This is a genomic window from Nocardia sp. NBC_00403, from assembly GCF_036046055.1.
Classification (GTDB): Bacteria; Actinomycetota; Actinomycetes; order Mycobacteriales; family Mycobacteriaceae; genus Nocardia.
In genome coordinates, this window is record NZ_CP107939.1 from 4,692,516 (window position 1) to 4,709,881 (window position 17,366).

The 17,366-nt window shown below is 66.3% G+C and carries 16 protein-coding genes; 8 read left to right on the forward strand and 8 right to left on the reverse strand.

Annotation, left to right across the window (positions count from 1 at the left end):
* Positions 1-63: 63 nt before the first annotated feature.
* Positions 64-1,545, reverse strand: a complete 1,482-nt coding sequence (locus OHQ90_RS20800) for an FAD-dependent oxidoreductase (protein ID WP_328412973.1) — start codon at positions 1,543-1,545, stop codon at positions 64-66.
* Between the two features lie 168 nt (positions 1,546-1,713).
* Between OHQ90_RS20800 and OHQ90_RS20805 the strand changes: the two genes are divergently transcribed.
* Complete coding sequence (locus OHQ90_RS20805) at positions 1,714-4,164, forward strand: PEP-utilizing enzyme (RefSeq protein WP_328399925.1); 2,451 nt, start codon at positions 1,714-1,716, stop codon at positions 4,162-4,164.
* Positions 4,165-4,216: 52 nt separating this feature from the next.
* Positions 4,217-5,140, forward strand: a complete 924-nt coding sequence (locus OHQ90_RS20810) for a tyrosine-protein phosphatase (protein WP_328399926.1) — start codon at positions 4,217-4,219, stop codon at positions 5,138-5,140.
* 438 nt (positions 5,141-5,578) lie between these two features.
* On the opposite strand, the gene OHQ90_RS20815 is transcribed toward OHQ90_RS20810, so the two are convergent.
* On the reverse strand, positions 5,579-5,761 hold the full coding sequence (locus OHQ90_RS20815; RefSeq protein ID WP_328399927.1) for a hypothetical protein: 183 nt from the start codon (positions 5,759-5,761) through the stop codon (positions 5,579-5,581).
* 446 nt (positions 5,762-6,207) lie between these two features.
* Between OHQ90_RS20815 and OHQ90_RS20820 the strand changes: the two genes are divergently transcribed.
* The 5 genes from OHQ90_RS20820 to OHQ90_RS20840 all read left to right on the forward strand — a co-directional run bounded on the left by OHQ90_RS20820 (position 6,208) and on the right by OHQ90_RS20840 (position 8,752).
* Positions 6,208-6,567 (forward strand): hypothetical protein, encoded by a 360-nt coding sequence (locus tag OHQ90_RS20820; RefSeq protein WP_328399929.1) that lies wholly within the window; start codon positions 6,208-6,210, stop codon positions 6,565-6,567.
* 113 nt (positions 6,568-6,680) lie between these two features.
* On the forward strand, positions 6,681-7,355 hold the full coding sequence (gene atpB, locus OHQ90_RS20825; protein WP_328412975.1) for a F0F1 ATP synthase subunit A: 675 nt from the start codon (positions 6,681-6,683) through the stop codon (positions 7,353-7,355).
* A 44-nt stretch (positions 7,356-7,399) separates the two neighbouring features.
* Positions 7,400-7,657: a F0F1 ATP synthase subunit C gene (locus tag OHQ90_RS20830; RefSeq protein WP_328399931.1), complete on the forward strand. Its 258-nt coding sequence runs from the start codon at positions 7,400-7,402 to the stop codon at positions 7,655-7,657.
* 6 nt (positions 7,658-7,663) lie between these two features.
* The gene (locus OHQ90_RS20835) at positions 7,664-8,146 is read left to right on the forward strand and encodes a F0F1 ATP synthase subunit B (RefSeq protein WP_328399933.1); all 483 of its coding nucleotides are present in this window, start codon (positions 7,664-7,666) and stop codon (positions 8,144-8,146) included.
* A 15-nt stretch (positions 8,147-8,161) separates the two neighbouring features.
* Positions 8,162-8,752 (forward strand): F0F1 ATP synthase subunit B family protein, encoded by a 591-nt coding sequence (locus OHQ90_RS20840; protein WP_328399935.1) that lies wholly within the window; start codon positions 8,162-8,164, stop codon positions 8,750-8,752.
* Between the two features lie 336 nt (positions 8,753-9,088).
* On the opposite strand, the gene OHQ90_RS20845 is transcribed toward OHQ90_RS20840, so the two are convergent.
* Entirely contained in the window at positions 9,089-10,684 is a 1,596-nt protein-coding gene (locus OHQ90_RS20845) for an alpha/beta fold hydrolase (RefSeq protein ID WP_328399937.1), read from the reverse strand.
* A gap of 118 nt (positions 10,685-10,802) precedes the next feature.
* On the reverse strand, positions 10,803-12,215 hold the full coding sequence (gene xylB, locus OHQ90_RS20850; RefSeq protein WP_328399939.1) for a xylulokinase: 1,413 nt from the start codon (positions 12,213-12,215) through the stop codon (positions 10,803-10,805).
* 107 nt (positions 12,216-12,322) lie between these two features.
* Between xylB and OHQ90_RS20855 the strand changes: the two genes are divergently transcribed.
* Complete coding sequence (locus tag OHQ90_RS20855; protein WP_328399941.1) at positions 12,323-12,820, forward strand: hypothetical protein; 498 nt, start codon at positions 12,323-12,325, stop codon at positions 12,818-12,820.
* Positions 12,821-12,871: 51 nt separating this feature from the next.
* On the opposite strand, the gene OHQ90_RS20860 is transcribed toward OHQ90_RS20855, so the two are convergent.
* From OHQ90_RS20860 to OHQ90_RS20875, 4 genes are read right to left on the reverse strand one after another with little or no spacing between them, the layout of a single operon-like run.
* On the reverse strand, positions 12,872-13,909 hold the full coding sequence (locus OHQ90_RS20860; protein WP_328399943.1) for a glycoside hydrolase family 172 protein: 1,038 nt from the start codon (positions 13,907-13,909) through the stop codon (positions 12,872-12,874).
* Positions 13,906-14,349 carry a thioredoxin family protein gene (locus OHQ90_RS20865; RefSeq protein ID WP_442941147.1) on the reverse strand — a complete coding sequence of 148 codons (444 nt, stop codon included), beginning with the start codon at positions 14,347-14,349 and terminating at the stop codon, positions 13,906-13,908. The genes OHQ90_RS20860 and OHQ90_RS20865 overlap by 4 nt, the downstream gene beginning before the upstream one ends.
* Before the next feature lie 9 nt (positions 14,350-14,358).
* Positions 14,359-15,882, reverse strand: a complete 1,524-nt coding sequence (locus OHQ90_RS20870; protein WP_328399945.1) for an FGGY-family carbohydrate kinase — start codon at positions 15,880-15,882, stop codon at positions 14,359-14,361.
* Between the two features lie 45 nt (positions 15,883-15,927).
* On the reverse strand, positions 15,928-17,340 hold the full coding sequence (locus OHQ90_RS20875) for an L-fucose/L-arabinose isomerase family protein (RefSeq protein ID WP_328399946.1): 1,413 nt from the start codon (positions 17,338-17,340) through the stop codon (positions 15,928-15,930).
* Positions 17,341-17,366: the final 26 nt, after the last annotated feature.

The window sequence follows — 17,366 nt, forward strand, 5'->3', positions numbered from 1 at the left end:
CGCTATGTGCGTCCGGGGCGGTGCAACGGCGACAGTCCCGGTGATCGGAACCGTGTCGGCCGGTCAGATGTTCGCGGCGGCAGCCGTCCCGGCTTTGCGGCCGAAGAAGGTGCCGTCGCCGAGGGAGGTACCGCTGATGTAGCCCTCGCCGTGCAGTCCGGAGCTCGCGCGGCCCGCGGCGAACAGGCCGGGGATGGGTGCGCCGTCGATATCGAGCACCTGGCCGTCGATGGTGGTGTGCAGGCCGCCGAGGGTGAACACGGAGGCGCCCGTGCCGCGGCGGTTGCCCGATTCCGACGGTGGGCGCACGCCGGCTTTGACCTTGATCGCGGCCAGCGGCGCGGTGAGTGGACGCAGCCAGCGTTCGGACTTGTGGAAATCGGGATCTGCGCCGCGTGCGGCGAAGTCGTTGTATCGCTGGATCTGGGCGGCCAGCGCGCCCGGTGCCAGGCCTAGTAGCTCGTCCAGCTCGGCCGCCGATTCGGCGACATGGGTCGGACGAACGCCCCAGCGTTCCCGCTCCGGTACCTCGTCGTAGCCCTGCTCGTCGAGCACCACCCACACCTTCATGTCCTGCCGGAACAGTGCCGCCTGGCCGATGCGACCGGGATAGGTGTCTTCGTTGATGAACCGGCTGCCGTGCTCGTTGACGATCATGCCGCGCGCGGCGAAGGCGGGAACGAGTGAGATGCCGACCTGCCCGGCCGCCATGTGCCGAACCACAGCGCCCGCGGCCTGCGCCAGCCGGATGCCGCTGCCGTCGTCGGTGCCCGCGCTGACCTTGGTGTGCCCGAGCAAGCGCGGCGCGTTGGCGGCGAGCATGCCGTCGTTGTCGACGAAACCACCTGTGGTCAGCACGCATCCGCGCCGAGCCCGGATGGTGAGCTCTTTGCCGTAGCGGCGCGCGACCGCACCGACGACGCCGCCGTCCGCGCCGATAATCAGATTGGTCACGTAGGTGTCGTATTGCGCTGTCGCGCCTGCGGATTCGGCTGCGTCGACGAGGGTGTCCATCAGCAGCCTGCCACCGAAGTCGTTGGCCGTCGGCCGGTGGCCACGCGGTGCCGGGGTCGCAATCTCGGTGAACGGCCAACTGTTCTCGCCGAGCCACATCAGCCCGTCGTCGGTGGGCGGCACCCACGCGGGCGAATCCCACAGACTCGGCTTGAACGGCACGCCACGATCGACCAGCCAGTGGAAGTGCGCCACGCTGTGCTCGCAGTAGTGCGCGATCTTCTGCTCGTCCGCGCCCGGTCCGAGCGCGGCAAGCAGGAAGGCCGCCATCTGCTCGGGGCTGTCGTCGAATCCACAGGCCTGCTGGATCGGGGTGCCGCCGCCGAGGTAGATCTCACCACCGGACATGGCCGACGCCCCGCCCGCACCACCCGCCCGGTCGAGCACCAGCACATCAGCGCCGGTGTGCGCCGCCTCGAACGCGGCTGCCGCACCGGCACAGCCGTAGCCGACGACCAGCACGTCGGTCTCGATGTCGTAGTGGCTCACCTCGGCGGCGGCGCGCGGCGCCACCGAATTCCGGACCGTCATGGGACCGACATTTCCGGCCGCAGGGTGGGCGACGGTATCGGCCATCTCGGTAGCCGACTCGGTCCTCCCGGTCAGTGGGACTGAATCCGGTCCTCCGACGGCGCACTGGTGATGGTGTGTGAACGGCGTCACGTTGTGTATCCCGACGCCGACGAGGAGAGGATATCGATGCGGGTCCTGGTCACCGGAATCACCGAGCCGAGCGGTCGCGCGGTGGCGCGCATGCTGTTGGCCGCCGGGCACGAAGTGGTCGGCCTGGACCGCCGGTGGCATCGCCACGTCGATCCCCGGGTGCAGTTCATCGCGGGTGATCCTGCCGATGCCGGAGTCTGCGCCCGAGCGGTCGACGGATGTGCCGGCATTGTGCATCTGGCCGACTCCGGGGTGCCCGAGATCGCTGCCGCAGCACGCAAAGCTGATGCGCGCGTGGTGATTCCGGTGGTCGCGGGTGCGCGTTCGGCGCGGATGTCGGAGCATGAGGTGGCGACCATCCTGCGGACATCGGGTGCCGACGGGCTGCTGATACGCACCGCGCCGGTGGCCGGTCGCCGGATCGGCCACGAGACCCGAAGGGCACTCGAGCCGATTCTCGGCTCGCGATCCGACGACGGATTCCAAGTGCTGCACAGCGACGACCTGGATCGGTTCCTGGTCGTCGCCGCCACCACCCTGCCCAACCGCGAGCGGGTCGAGGGTCTGGAGATCGTCGAGCTCGCCGCCTCCGGTGTCGTCACGAAAGACGAGGTGCGCGGCATGATGCGCGCGGCGGGCGTGCGCTACTCCGCGTGGGTGCCGGGCTGGTCGGCCCGTCGGCAGCTGCTCGATCCGACTGTGGCACAGGAACAGTGGGGATTCCGCTGCGGCTGGACGGCTCGCGAGGTCATGGCCGACCTGGTGCGCGGAATGGTCGGCCGCAAGCCCGACGGCGGTGGATTCCGCACCCGGCGCGGGGCGATTCCCCTGCCGTCACACGTCATTCCGTCGCGTGCCGCGACCTCGGACAACCATCGGCTGGCGAATGTCGCACCCGAGGGTCTCGAGGGCGAGTTCGACGATCGGGTCGACGAGCGCTACCCGGTGCACACCGCGACCAACACCTCCGAAGCGCTACCCGGCCCGATGACCCCGCTGACGATCGACCTGCACGCGGGCGCGATCCGTCTCGCCAACGAGGCCATGGGCACCATGATCGCCCTCGATGGAATCGCCTTGGAGCACTGGACGAGTCGCGTCACCACCGTGCTCGGTCATCATGTCTACATCAACGCCTCGATCGGTGTGCTCGCCGCCGAGAATATGCCGGGCTGGGACGAGGAGAGCATCCGCCGCGACGCCTACGGCAATATCCCCGCCGAGATCGCCCTGCAGCCGCACGGCAAGCCGCCGATGCCCACCGGCTTCGCGAGCACCGTGGCGACCTTGCGGGCAACCTCCCGTGTCCTGACCACCGCGACCCACTTCCGGAAATCCGCGGAAGTGATCAATGCGGCTTCGCACGCGGAGGCGTTGAGTGCCGACGAGATTCGCGAACTGACCGACGAGCAACTGCATGTGCGCGCTTTGCTGTGGCGTGACCGGCTGCATCAAGCCTGGCAGGCCGCCTCGATCGGGGTGATGATGACCGGCGCCGCCACTGCCGTGCATGCCCGAGGCAAGGACGCGGGCGAGGTGCCCATCGATCTGAACCGCCTGGAGTCGGCGAAGCCCATGCTCGCGGTCGAACGGCTCGCGCAGCTGTGCCGTGACGATGCCGACCTCTACGAGGCGGCCCGAGCCGGGGACATCGCGGTGGCACGGGCGAATTCGCCTGCTTTCGCCGCCGCTCTCGATGCGGAACTCGCGAAGATCGGGCACCGCGGTCCCGGTGAATGCGAGCTGATCAACCCGACCTTCGGTGACCGGCCTGCCCTGCTGGTGAGTGCGGCGGCGCGAGCGGCGCAATTGCCTGCGCCCAAACGCGAGCCCGTCGATGCTGCACCGAGCCGCACTGCGAAGATGGCGGCGGGTGCCACCGTCGCGCGGGAACGCGCCCGCGACGGTGTTGTGCGGATCACCCACTGCTTGCGACTGGCGGTGCGCGAGCGCGCGGCCCGCCTCGTCCGCGCCGGGCGACTGCGCGAGACCGACGACGCCTGCTACCTGACGCTGGACGAAATCTTCTGCCCCCCGTTCGATGTCGCCGAGAAGGTCGCGCGCAGGCGCGCCGAACGCATCAGACTGCAGGGCTTGCGCATGCCGGATGTCATTGCCGGACACTGGGAACCGGCCGCGGACGCCGGTGCGCTCGGCACCGACGAGAGCCTGACCGGTATCGGGGTGTGCGCGGGTGTGGTGGAGGGCCGGGTGAAACTGGTGCTGTCGCTGGACGACGACATCGAACCCGGCGACATCCTGGTGGCCTCGGTAACCGACACCGGGCATACCGCGATGTTCGCCTACGCCGCCGCGGTGATCACCGATATCGGCGGCTCGGCCTCGCATGCCGCGATTGTGGCCCGCGAATTCGGCATCCCGTGCGTGGTGGACACCAAGACCGCCACCACCAGCCTGTCCGACGGTCAGCTTGTCCGTGTCGATGGCGCCGCAGGCACCGTGACGCTGCTCGCGTCCGCGCAGTAGAGCTTGGGCCGGAACCATTCTCGCCGGCTCATTGTGGAAAGGAACACCCCTCGTGACACTCTCGCGCGCCTTACGCGGTGCCCTGGTGGCAACGGCCGCCACGTTGGTCGGCATTTTCCCGGCCACCGCGGTCCCGGTGCTGTCGGCTCCGGCCGCAGCGGCCCCGATGCTGCAGTCGCCCGGCCAGCACGACCGCTCGCTCGGCCTCCCGCACGCGCCCAATGCCAGGGACATCGGCGGCTACCCGGCCAAGGGTGGCGGCAAGCTGCGCTCCGGTGTCGTCTTCCGCACCGATGCACTGGCCAAACTGGATGACGGCGAGCAGCAGAAACTGGTGTCGCTGAAGATCGGTCAGGTGATCGACTTCCGCAGCCCCGTCGAGGCCGGCCGCGATCCCGACCACCTGCCTGCATCGATTCGCCGCACCGAGCAGCCCGTCTACGATCCGGCCAACGACTTCTTCGTCATGGTGTCGCGGCTGATCCAGGCCGGACCGGCGGCACAGCAGGAAGCGCTCGGTGACGGCAAGGGCGCCGAAATCATGCGGACCTACTACCGCTGGTTCGTCACGAACCCGAGCGCGCGGGCTCAGTTCGCCGCGGCTTTCAAGGACATCGCCACCGCGCCGGGCGGGGTGCTCTATCACTGCACCGCGGGCAAGGATCGCACCGGCTGGATGACCGCGATCCTGATGAGCGCACTCGATGTCCCGAAGGGGCAGATCTACAACGACTTCCTGGAGTCCAACGACAATCTGGCCGCGGGCAACAAGGCGCTGCTGGATGCGCTGGTAGCACAGGGGCTGGTCACCGATCGCTCGTTGTGGGAGCCCATTGTCGGCGTGCAGCGCGACTTCCTGGACGCGGCGTTCGATGAGGTGCGGCAGTCCTACGGCTCGTTCGAGAGCTTCCTCAGCGACGGGCTCGGTGCCGACGAGGCGACTGTCGCGGCGCTGAAGGCCAAGCTGTTGAGCTAGCCGCACTGGGGCTGTGCTGCGCAGACACCGCAGTCTCAGCTCTGGCACGGCAGGAGATGTCGGTGTCGGGCCACCTGGTCCGGCACCGGCATCTCCTGTCTGCCGGTTTTGAATGTCTGTGCAATACCTGGCGGGACCGCCACATCGTTGCGAGCCCACCGCACAGCGAACGAAGTTATTGTCTCCCCAGGCCCTGGAGCCGTACGTCGATCAGGGCCAGCCCTTCGTGGTAGACATCCCGATCGAGCGATTTCTGGTACTCGGACAAATCGGGAACAATCGCCACTGCTCCTCTTCTGCGTTCGGGTTGCGATCAAGCCATGCTTCATGGATCTCGCTGTAGGCGTGTCCGACGAAGCCAGGGCGACCTGGATCGCGTCCCGCCCGTAGCTCGGTCAGTATCCGCTCCACGGTTACTCGCGCCGATTCTTGATTGTTCTACTGCCAATCCTTCGGCAGGTCGCGATGTTCCATGTTGGCGATGTCGACCGTGTCGGTGCCGGTCGCGGCGATCCAGTCCGGGGCGATTGTCGGCTTGGGCCCAGGTTCGTGACTCCCGTCGCGCAGCAGCCGTGGCGCGCGCCGGGTGTGCTCGGTCACTCGAACTCGAGAGACCGGCATCGAGCGTGACCCTACCTGGCGGACCACGCTTCCAAATACTCTGCTGTCGAACAGATTTGAATCGTCTTTGACATTTCCTTTAACTGCTCTTGGTGTCTGTCGAGATACTCCTCGGTGATCTCCGCTACTGCGCGACTCGGCGAAACCGGGTACAGCCCAACGTATTTGAACATCGGTTGATAGTGACTTTAACAACCCTTGATATATGAAGGGTTGTGAGGCGTGGTCTGCGATGGCTTGGATGCAGCCAAAATCGTTGCTGGACTGGACATATAGCACTGATCAAGATCAAATCTGTTGTCCGAACCGGTAAATCGATTCGAGTAAGATCAAAAACCTTGCCCCGCAGCCGTGTTGCCCGTGTGTATGCTATCGATTCATCACGACTCACTACGAGGTGGGACGATGGCCAGGGCGGTGTCGAATTGGATCTGAATACACTCCGAATGCGCCGCGCGACCATTGTCGCAGCCCTCATCGGCGCGCTCACGATGTCCGCCGCCGGCCCCCTCGATCGATTGTTGTTGGGTCTGTTCGTCTGCGCCGGAATGGGTTTGGGTTGGCTGAATGCTCATCTCACCCGAACGGCCGTCAATCGGGTTGCAGATTCGGAGTCGCCGAAGAAGCAGCGACTGCTGGTCTCCTCGGCAGTCCGATTGTTCGGCATCACAGCCGTTTCGATCGCCGTCGCTTTCCTGGCACGACCTAGTGGTATCGGAATCTTCTTCGGCATCGCCATTTTTCAAGTAATTCTGGTCCTCTGTACCGTCGTGCCCGAACTGAAGGGGATTCGCCAGCTGTCATGACGATCCAACCTGCTTCGATTGCTCACCCGGTGCGGCAAGTCCTTGCCGAGGGCGACGCTCCATCGGATTCGAAAATCAAGGTCGGCGAACACGCGGTCTCACATCTGTGGGGCATGGCCTTCGACGTCGACACCATAGTGTCGACGAGCGTCGCCGCGATCATTGTTCTCGCGCTGGCGTTCTACCTGCGGATCAAGCTGACTTCCGGTGTGCCCAATGGCGTACAGCTGTTCTTCGAGACCGTGACCGTCCAGATGCGCAACCAGGTGGAGAGCGCGATCGGTATGAAGGTCGCGCCGTTCGCGCTGCCGTTGGCGGTCACGCTGTTCGTCTTCATCCTGCTGTCGAACTGGCTGTCGGTACTACCGGTGCAATACGGCGCGGGCGAATTCATCGCACCGCCCGCCTCGGACGTCAATTACGTCTACGCGCTGGCGTTGTTCGTGTTTATCTTCTACCAAGGGGCCGGGGTCGTGCGGCGCGGCCCGTTCGGGCACGTCAAGCAGTTGCTCAAGGGGCACACAGGTTGGGGCCCAATGGTTTTCATCAACATCATCGAGGAGGTCGCCAAACCTCTCTCACTGTCGCTGCGATTGTTCGGAAATATGTTCGCAGGCGGCGTGATGATCTCGGTGATCACGCTGTTCCCATTCTGGATCAGCTGGGGACCGAATGCCGTGTGGAAGCTGTTCGACCTCTTCGTCGGACTCATCCAGGCATTTATCTTCTCGCTGCTGACCGTCCTTTACTTCAGCCAGTCGATGTCGCTGGAGAACGAACACCACTGATCGGCGCCGCCGATCGAGCACTGGGCTAGAGAACAGGAAGTGAAATGGCAGACGCAACAACGGCAGCCATCATTCAGGGCGCGCTTATCGGTGGCGGCATCATCATGGGTGGCGGTGCCATCGGTGCGGGTATCGGTGACGGGCTCGCGGGTGCCGCGTTGATCAATGGGGTTGCGCGGCAGCCGGAGGCCGAGAGCAGGTTGCGCGGCAACTTCTTCCTGACGGTGGGTCTGGTCGAAGCGGCGTACTTCATCAATCTGGCGTTCATGGCGCTGTTCGTCTTCGCGACTCCCGGTAAGTAAAAGAGCATGGCTCCACGAACGGATGTGGTTGCCGACGGCAATTTCCTTATCCCCAACGGGACCTTCCTCGTCGAGTTGTTGATCTTCATAATCGTGCTCGGTGTCATGTGGATGTTCGTGGTTCCGCCGATCAGGGCGGTGCTCACCGAACGTGAAGCCAGAGTCGCCCAAACCGCGTCGGACGAGAAAGAGGCCAAGGAGCTGTTCGCTGACGCCGAGGCTCGATACAAGTCGGCGATCGCCGAAGCGCGCAGTGAAGTCGTCGAGATCAGAAATCGGGCCCGCGCCGAGGGCCGGGCCATTCTCGAGCAACTGCGGGGTGAAGCACAGCAGGAGGCTGACCGGATTGTCGAGGAGGCCGCGACGGAACTACAGGCGCAGGCGGACCGGGTCGCCTCGGAACTGCGCGAAACTGTCGAACCGCTTGCTGAGACATTGGCCGACCGAGTGCTCGGCGTCGTTGACCGAACAAGCGCAGGTAACAGGTAGGACGGGCGAGTAGTCATGATCGTCACCAGCGGTATCCTCGCCGACGGGACCGTCGCATCGGGCCCCTATCACATCACGATCCAGTGGCCGGTATTCATCAGCCAGCTCTGCGCCTTCGGCTGCATCGTGTTCGTCATCGTGAAATGGGTGCTGCCACCGGTCAAGTCGATGATGGTCAAGTCGCAGGGCACCATTCAGAAACAGATCGACCAGAGCGAACAGACGGCGGTGCGGCTCGCCGAGGCCAAGATGGCCTACGCCAACGCGCTGGCGGAGGCACAGATCGAGCTGGACCAGCTCCGCGAAGACGCACGCGTCGACGCCGAACGAATCGTCGCTCATATGCGGAGAATCGCCGACAGCGAGGTCACCAGGGTCCGCAAGCAGGGCAACGACCAGATCGAGCAGATGCGCACTCAGCTGATCCGCGACCTGACCACCGATCTGTCCGCGACGGTCCTGGAACGCACCGAAGAACGGGTGCGCCTGCAGCTCAATTCGACGCACGTGGTGTCGGACAGCATCGAGATCTTCCTGGAGGACCTCGAGGCCATGGCAAATGGGTCGCCACCGGTCCGCCGTAGCCCGCAATCCTGGGCGCACTGAGCGATCGGCCTCCGATCACCCGGCGGCACCTACCCGATTCAGGTGTCCGGTCGCGGAATACCGCCGCGTCGGGCGCCGACTCGGTAGCGGCAATCCGGCAGGCCGCCGTCCCCTTGACGGCGGCACACGAGCGGATCTGCGCTGTAGCCGATCATCGCCGGTGACGCCGTGCTGCTGTCACCGCCGCCGGATCGGTGACAGGTTCACCCAGCGCGATCAGCGCGTGCCCTGCCGAGATGAGGAGGCAGGAAGGACCACGCCCTCCGCCGGCCGATAGTCATTGCTCCTCGGACGAACCGGACGCGGGGTATCCCGACGTATGCCGCGCTCTGCGGACTATGCGACTTTCAATGCGGCGTAGACGGCGATGAGCAGGCCGGCGACGATCGCCGCACCGGCGACCAGACCGACCATCGATACGGCGAGCCAGCCGATGCCTAGGAGAACGGCCGCCAGGGCCCAGGTGAGGGTCGGTGCGAAACGAGACATCAGGCCGAAGGATTGCGTGGGGGTGACAAGGTCGGTTTCGCCAGGGATCTGTCCGGTTCGGACGAAGGCCGCGACTCCGGGAAGCCGGGCTGCCACCAGGGCCGCACCGTGGCCGCCCTTGATGTAGCGCACCTGGCGGGCGCCGGGCGGTACGGCATCGAATCCGGTGAACCCGCCGACTCCGACGTCGCGCATGCCCACACCGCGCAGGGCGCTGCACAGCCAGCCGACCGGCTTGTCCTGGCTCGCACAGACATTGACGAAAGACTGGACCTGACCGCTGTCCGCGCAGCGGACCCAGTCGAATTCGCGCGGCAGGACGCTGCCCGCGAGTAGGACGTGCTGGAATCGAAGTGCGGGTATTTGGTTCAGCGATTGGCCGAACAGGTAGGTGCCGTTGCTGTGGCCGACGAAATGGAACGGCTTGCCGGGGTGACGCGCTAAATAGAAGCTGTATTGGTCGGCGAACCAGCGCAAGCTGCGGCGGCGAGTGAGCGGGAGCGCGAAGTCGTATGCCGACACTCGCCCGTACGACGGTGTCACCACCAGCATGTCGCTTTCGCCGGTGGTGAGCTGGGTCTCCAGATCGGCGGGCCATTCACCGTTGCCGGACCGGATGCCGTGCAGCGCGAACACGATCGACGTCTTTGCCGCCTCGTCGGCGGGCACCGAACTCGGCGAGGTCGGCTCGACGGATTCGGTGATGGCCCAGCGCAGCATGTCGTAGCGCTGCCCGGGATAGTCCTCACGGACGTTGTCGGTGGCAATGATGTCGGCATGGGTGGCCAGCGGCAATGCCCGCTGCACGCCGGTCGGGAGCGCCTCGAGATCGCGGCTGTCCTCGGAGCGGACGGCGGCGTCGTTGCGTCCGCGCACCTGCACCACCATCGGCGCTTTGCCGGCGAGTGCGGCGACTTCGCGGATCCATTGGATGCGCAGGTTGGTGATGAACGGCGAGCCGGTGATCAGTTCGATCGCCGTGAACATGCGCAGCAGCGGTGCGAACAGTTTCAGCGGCCACCGCCGCCACCACGGCTGCCGATTGATATCGAGACCGCGATTCGGCGCGGCGAGCAGCACAATGCGCGTGACCGCCTGTGCCCACCGCAGGCTGGAACCGTCGAGCCCGCACAGCGCCTGCAGATAGGCGTAGCGCAGCATGACGCCGCCCATGCTGTGCCCGATGAGAACTATTTCCGGCGCACGGCGTGGTCCCGTCCAATACGCATCGATGCGATCGGCCAGATCTCGGCAGCGACCGGCCATACTGCCGCGCGTGAATCGTCGTACCGGGTCCGGGAACTGCCAGTAGATCGTCTCGTCCAGGCCGTATCCCGGCTCGGATCGCAGCCGAGCGAAAAGGTCGTTTACCGAACCGGGCTTTTCGGTGAGTCCTGGTACATAGACGATCAGTCGACTGGCGTGGCCTGCGGGGGATGTCATGTCGAACCCACATTCTCGCAACTGTCCGGGTCTGTCATTATGTGCAATTCGGCACCGTTTGCCGGATTATCGGCCGTATCGGAAGAATTGTTTCGCAAGCTCTCGTCGCGCGAATGGCTCACCGGCGGTATACGGCTTCTCGGGCTCGCTGATACTTCGCACGGATAAGGGCCCCGGCCGCGCCGCCGTCGTCGGGTGCGGCAATCTCGGCGATAGTGCGCGCCGGCCAGCGCGGGACGTGCGCCGTGCCGCTGAGCGCCCAGGCCGCCTGACGGGCGGCGCCGAGTGCGACGTACTCGGTGGGTTCGGGAACCGTGATCGCGACGCCGAAGATCTGGGCGGCGATCTCGGCGACGAGGGCGGAGCGAGCGGCCCCGCCGATGAGCAGGACGCGCCGGACCGGGACACCGGAGGCGCGGAGGTGGTCGAGCGCTTCGGCCATATTGCAGAGCATTCCCTCGAAGGCCGCGCGGGCGATCGTGCTCGGTCGCATGGAATGCGGTCGGAGTCCGTGCAGGCTGCCTGCGGCGTGTGGGAGGTTCGGTGTGCGTTCGCCGGACAGGTAGGGCAGCAGTACAACGCCGTCGGCTCCCTGCGGCGCCTGTCGGGCAAGTCTCTCCAGTTCGGTGCGGTCGACACCGAGCATTTCGGCGGCGGACCGGAGGACCAGGGCGGCGTTGAGCGTGCACACCAGCGGGAGGAAAGCTCCGGTGGCGTCGGCGAATCCGGCGATCGCGCCGGTGGCATCGGCACTGGGACGGCTTGAACGGGTGTAGACGGTGCCGCTGGTGCCGAGGGAGACGACGATGTCGCCTTCCTCGATACCCAATCCGAGTGCCGCGCCCGCGTTGTCGCCGGTGCCCGCTGCGATCAGCGCACCGGCGGGCGTGCGCCCGACGGCCTCGGCGGCCCCTGCGACGCGCGGAAGTTCTGGTGTCCGGCCTCGGAAGGCGAGGGCGAGAAGGTCGTTGCGATAGCGCTGTGCCGCAGGCGACCAGTAGCCGGTGCCGGAGGCGTCTCCTCGATCGGTGGTCGGCTCGTTCCCGGGCGCGGTCGGCGCGCCGCGTAGCCGCCAGGTCAGATAGTCGTGCGGAAGCATGATCCGGTGCGTCCGGTCGGCCAGATCCGGCTCGTGATCGGCCATCCAGCGCAGCTTCGCGACGGTGAACGCGGCGAGCGGCACACTGCCGACGGCGTCGGCCCATGCCTGCGGTCCGCCGAGTTCGGCGACCAGGTCTTCGGCCGCGGTCGCGGAGCGGATATCGTTCCACAGCAGCGCATCCCGTATCGGCAGCCCATCGGAATCCAGCGCGACGAGACCGTGCTGTTGACCGGCGACGGCAATGGCGTCGACGTCATCGATGAGGCCGTCTCCGGCCGCGCACAATGCCTTCCACCAGGATTCGGCAGCCACTTCCGTGCCCGCCGGGTGCGGTGCGTGCGCTTGCGCAAGTATCTCGCCGGTGTCTGCGTCGCAGACAACGACCTTGCATGATTGGGTGGAGCTGTCCACCCCCGCGACCTTGGCCATTCGGAATACTCTGCACCCGATCTGCCGTCGCTCGGTGGATTTCGGGCATCCGGTTTCCGCGGGTCCAGTCGGGCTGCCGATATCGGGCATGAGGCAGACTGTCGCGAGTGAGCGACGACCCGGACCCACACGCCGACGTGCACGTCCGCACCGGCGACGGGACCACGGTGCCGCAGCTGACGGACCCACTGCTCGACGACCTGCTCAGTGCCCCGTCCGATCCGGAATGTCCCTTCATCGTCGTCAGCCGCGGCGAGAACGACTACATCCAGACGCGGTTGCTGCCCGACGGCGTCTACGAGCTCGAACACCGCGCGGGCGCGCCGGACGAGCTCTGCCATCTGTACACCCCCGACGCCGCCCTGGTTCGCGATGTCATGTGGGCCTGGATCGACGGCAACCCCTGGTGGCGCGATGGCGTCGCGTGGTTCCCCGTCGACCCCGCGATCGCGGAACTCGAGACCACCCGGCGTGAGCTGGAGAGTCTGCTCGATGGTTTCGGTGTCCTCGACGACATCCAATCCAGCATGGATCAGGCGCTCGCGCGAGCAGACGAGCTGCTGGCGATGGACATTCCCGATCTGTCGATCGACGACGTCGAATAGCAATCCGGCCGGAGCCGCCGCTCGAGTACACCGGCCCTCGGGTCGAGGTCTCTACTGCTTCGATGCTCGAGTGGTTCGAGGGCTCTGGTACCACAGGGCAGTGCTGGCAATACGCGCGTTCGTGAGCGGGAGATAGGTCTTGTCGTCGCGCCAGCCGAGTGCCTGCAGAGTGACGCGCAGGTCGCGGTGGAAGCAGATCGGGTCGCGCACGTGCCAGCGGTACATGCCGAACTGCTGGTCTGGTTGGTAGATCTCGTTCGGAGGTAGGACTTGGTGCAGACCGAGGTAGGGCGTGGAGTAGGTGCGGTAGCCGCCGTCTAGATCGAAATTCCAGGCGCCGCCGAAGTAGTCCTCGGTGCCGGTGCCGCAGAGGGTCGGGTGGGTGGTGTCTCCATCGAGGTAGAACTTGAGTTCGCCTTCGCCCCACCAGCCGGGCGCGCCGGGCTGGATGGCGAGGTAGGTGCCGACGTAACGGCCGGGTCCCGGCACGGTGTCGAGGATCGGGTGGACGGCCGGGTCGCCGAGCGGATTACTGTGTCGCCATTGGGCATTCAGGTAGCCCGCGGAGTCCGGGACGTCTTCCTCGGAGTAGGTGGCCTGGTAGTACAACGGCACCGAGCGATCGCTGCCGTTGTGCAGCGTGATGCGGGCGCTCTCGCGAAAGGGCATGGGCCAGAAGCTGTTCAGTCCGCCCGCCGGCGCGACGACCACCATCTCCGAACTCACCAGTGCCAGCTCGTCCCAGCCATTGCAGAAGAAGTCGCCCAGCGGCAGTTCGATCGCGGGCTCCGGTGCGTTGTCCCAGTAGATGCGCAGGATCAATTGTCGAAGCACGGTGCGCGCGGTGGTCAGCCACAGGTGTCGAAACACACCGGGGCCGGAAACCTCGGCGAGCGTGGCGGTTTCGTCCATCGCGAGCTCGATCGAAGGTGAAATCTTCCAGCCGGGGCCGAGCAGCCGGGCGGCGGCGGCTCCGGTGCCCTCGACCGCGCGAGCGCCCGCCCCGGGTGCTCCGGTCGGATTCTCCGCACTGATCGAGCGGGTGCGTGCGGCATCGAGCCGCCAGAGCTCGGACCCCGGCGCGGTCACAGACCCGGCCAGCCGTATCGGGCGGGCCCGGCCGGGTGGCCTGCCATTCGCTCGGCGGTGGCAGCGGGACTCGCCGCGTGGGCGGCGGCCCGGAACTGATCCATATCCAGCCATCGGATCTGTTGCACCACCTCTTCGAGCACGTCCGAAGTCAGGAAGCCGGCCTGCGAGGACACCAGCAGCCCTTCGCGAAATCCCATCAGCGTGGGGAAGCGGTCGACGTTCGCCGAGGCGGTCAGCGCTTGCTCGGACTCGGTGTCGACCTTGCCGTGCACGATTTCGGGATGCAGGTCGGAAGAGGCCTCGTAGACCGGCGCGAATTGGCGGCACGGCCCGCACCAGCCTGCCCACCAGTCGACAAGCACAATGGGATGGCCTGCGACGGTGCTCTGGAAATTGTGTTGGGTCAGCGTCAGTGTCGGCATGGTGTCCTCGCGCATGCGGTGGTGCTACGAGTGGCGGACGGCACGGTGTTGCTCGTCCGCGAGAAAGTGTGCGATGTCCACGGTGGATTCATACATCTCGCGGTAGCGCCGGTAGTAGGACGTGTAGGTCGTGTGGCGGTCCGGATCGGGTTCGACCACGCCGATCACGGGATTCCACGCGGAGGTGTCGATGCCCGAGGCCTCCGCCGCGAGCAGCGCATCGCCGAGCGCGGCGCCGACCGTATCGGCCGGGAGTTGTTGTGGAAGACCGGTCACGTCCGCGACGATCTGCGTCCAGAGCCCGCCCTTGGTGCCGCCTCCGACGGCGACCAAACGCCGCGCCTGCCCGCCCGCCTCGGCCATCGCCTCCAGGTTGTGCCGTACGCCGTAGGCGATGCCTTCCATGGCCGCCCGGTACAGCTCGGCGCGGCCGTGCCCGAGGGTGAGGCCGGCGATGACGCCCCTGGCGTCCGGATCGAACAACGGCGTGCGTTCACCCGCGAAGTAGGGCAGCACGAGCAGGCCACGACTGCCCGCGGGCACCTCGGCGGCCGCGGTGACCAGGTCGGCGAAATCACCGCCGAGCAGTCGGCGCAACCAGTCGGTCACCGCGCCCGAGGTCGCCATGCCGGCGGCGAGAGTGTAAGTGCCAGGCCAGGTTCCGCAGGTGCACCACAAGCCTGGGTGCGGGTGCGGGTCGGTGAGCGCCTGCACCAGGAACATGGTGGTGCCGTACATGATCATGGCATCGCCGGGGCCCCGGACACCGACGCTGGCGGCTTCGGCCCAGGCGTCGATGGTGCCGGTGGTGACGGGTAAACCTGCGGGCAGGCCGGTGGTGGCCGCCGCGGCGGTGGACACCCGGCCGACGATCTCGGTGGGCCAGGCGAGTTCCGGCAGCGTCAGGCCCGGTGCGACCACCTCGGCCCAATCGGCCGCCCACTCGCGTTTGCCCAGGTCGTACATCGGAACGCATTGGCTGGCGGATTGGTGATCGAGCACATATCGGCCGGTAAGCCGATGCACGAGAAAAGAACTCGCCATAAGCAGCATGCCGGTGCGGCTCGCAATGTCGGGTTCGTGCCTGGCCAGCCAGCGCAGCTTCGGGCCGACGGCTTGACTCGTCAGCGGTGCGCCCGCCCGCTCCAGCACCGCCTGCACACCGAATTCAGTGTTCAGTTCCGCGATTTCGGCGGTTGCCCTGGTGTCGACGCCATAGAGAATGGCCGGTCGCAGTGGACGTCCGTCGGCATCGGCCGGCAGCAGGCACGGCCCGATCCCGCTGACCGCCAGCGCATCGAGAAGGTGCACGCCGGTCCGGCTGCCCGGGGGACTGTCGCTGCCGAAGACGCGATGGGCGATGTCCATCAGCTCGCGGGTGATGGCGACGAAGTCGGCCCACCAAACGGCCTCGGCATCGTGCTCGAACCAACCCGGGCGCGGCGACGAAACATCGTGTGCCCGTTCGGCTCTGGCTATCACCGTGCCATCACGTTGCACCAGTACCCCTTTGGAGCTGGAAGTCCCGATATCGATCCCCAGATACATGCGCTACCGCCTCTCGTGGGGGAGTACCCGCGGGTCCACGGCTGCTCAGCGGGTGAACTCGTCGAGAGTGATATCGAGGAGTGTGCAGGCAGCGCGGACCGTGGCGCGATGATCGCCGGGAATGGCATGAATGTGGTTGGCGCCGAAGCGGGAAAGGAAATCCTCGGCCTTTGCGTCCAAGCGGGCGAACGCATGTGGCCATTCCCAGGTGGACTGCTTCATGAGGGCCTCGTTGGTGGCGTCGTCGTAGTTCTCGAACTCGCCGAGCATCAACTGCATTCGATAGTCGCCGTTGTTGCGCGTGAGGCGGGCGAGGGTCATTCGACCGGGCGCGGCGAGGTGGTGCACCGAAGCCCCGCCCGCAGGGAAGAAGAACACCTCGGGGTACAGGTGCACCTTGGCCAGGTTCTCGGCCGGGTCGTCGCTGCGAGCGGCGAACCAGGTGGCGTGCTGACCGGAATTGCACAGATCCCAGATATCGCGGTCGGCGTGGTAGTGCCGCACATCGGCGAAAAGTACCGGACCCGCGGCTATCTGCTTGAGCAATTGCATGGTCAGCGCGCCGTCCATATCGGCCTCGGTGGCACAGACGTGCGGCTGTTTGGGGCCGTTCCAGTCGTATGGGTCATTGAGAAATGCCTCGGTGATATCCATGGTGGCGAAGTACTGGGTGAGTTCGGGTTGTCCCTTGATCCCCGAAAAGTCCAGCCGCCATTCGTCGATCAGCTCGCGCACGGCGAGATACGAGCGGATCTGGCGCTCCAGCAGTTCCGGCGTCAGCTTCACTCCGTCGTAGTGCACGCCTGCGGTGTGGCGCTCCAGCCATTCGCGCGCGGCCTTCGCCTCACCCGCGTCGGCGAGTTCCGCGCGTCGCACGATCTCCCACTGATCGATCTCCTCGACGTCGATGCCGAACAGTCGCTGCCACTGATCGGTATTGGCCACCGCGGTGTTCATCCCCATCGGCCGCCCGCCGAAGCGCCCGAAGGTCGCCCCGCGCAGGCTGGACACCGCGGCCGCAGCGGTGGCCTGCACGCCGATCGCCTCGATCAGCGTCGGGTCGGTCGGATCACCCCACAGTCGGGTGTGTGCGCGACCGATCTGGTCCAAGGCCCCGCCCGCGGCCAGCATGCCGACCATCCCCGGCTGGACCGGGTCGATATTGGACAACAGCAGCAGCGGGCCCGAGGTGGCGCCCGCGGCCAACATGGTGAAATGCGGGAACGCCCAGACCGCGTAGTGCAGCACCGTCAGGTCCACCCCGGCGGAGCCCACCTCGCGCGCCACCGACCCGGCGAGCGCATTGGTGCTGATTGTTTCGGAACCCCGGATGACCTCGTGCCCGGCCGTGGTGAGCTCGGATACGAGCCGGTCCTCGGCCGCCGAGATGAACTCGGCGATGCCCCCGTGCACATAGGGCCGACCGTCGGAAATGCTGATTACCCCGATACGCGCCATTCAGATCGCCTCCATATCCGCAGGCC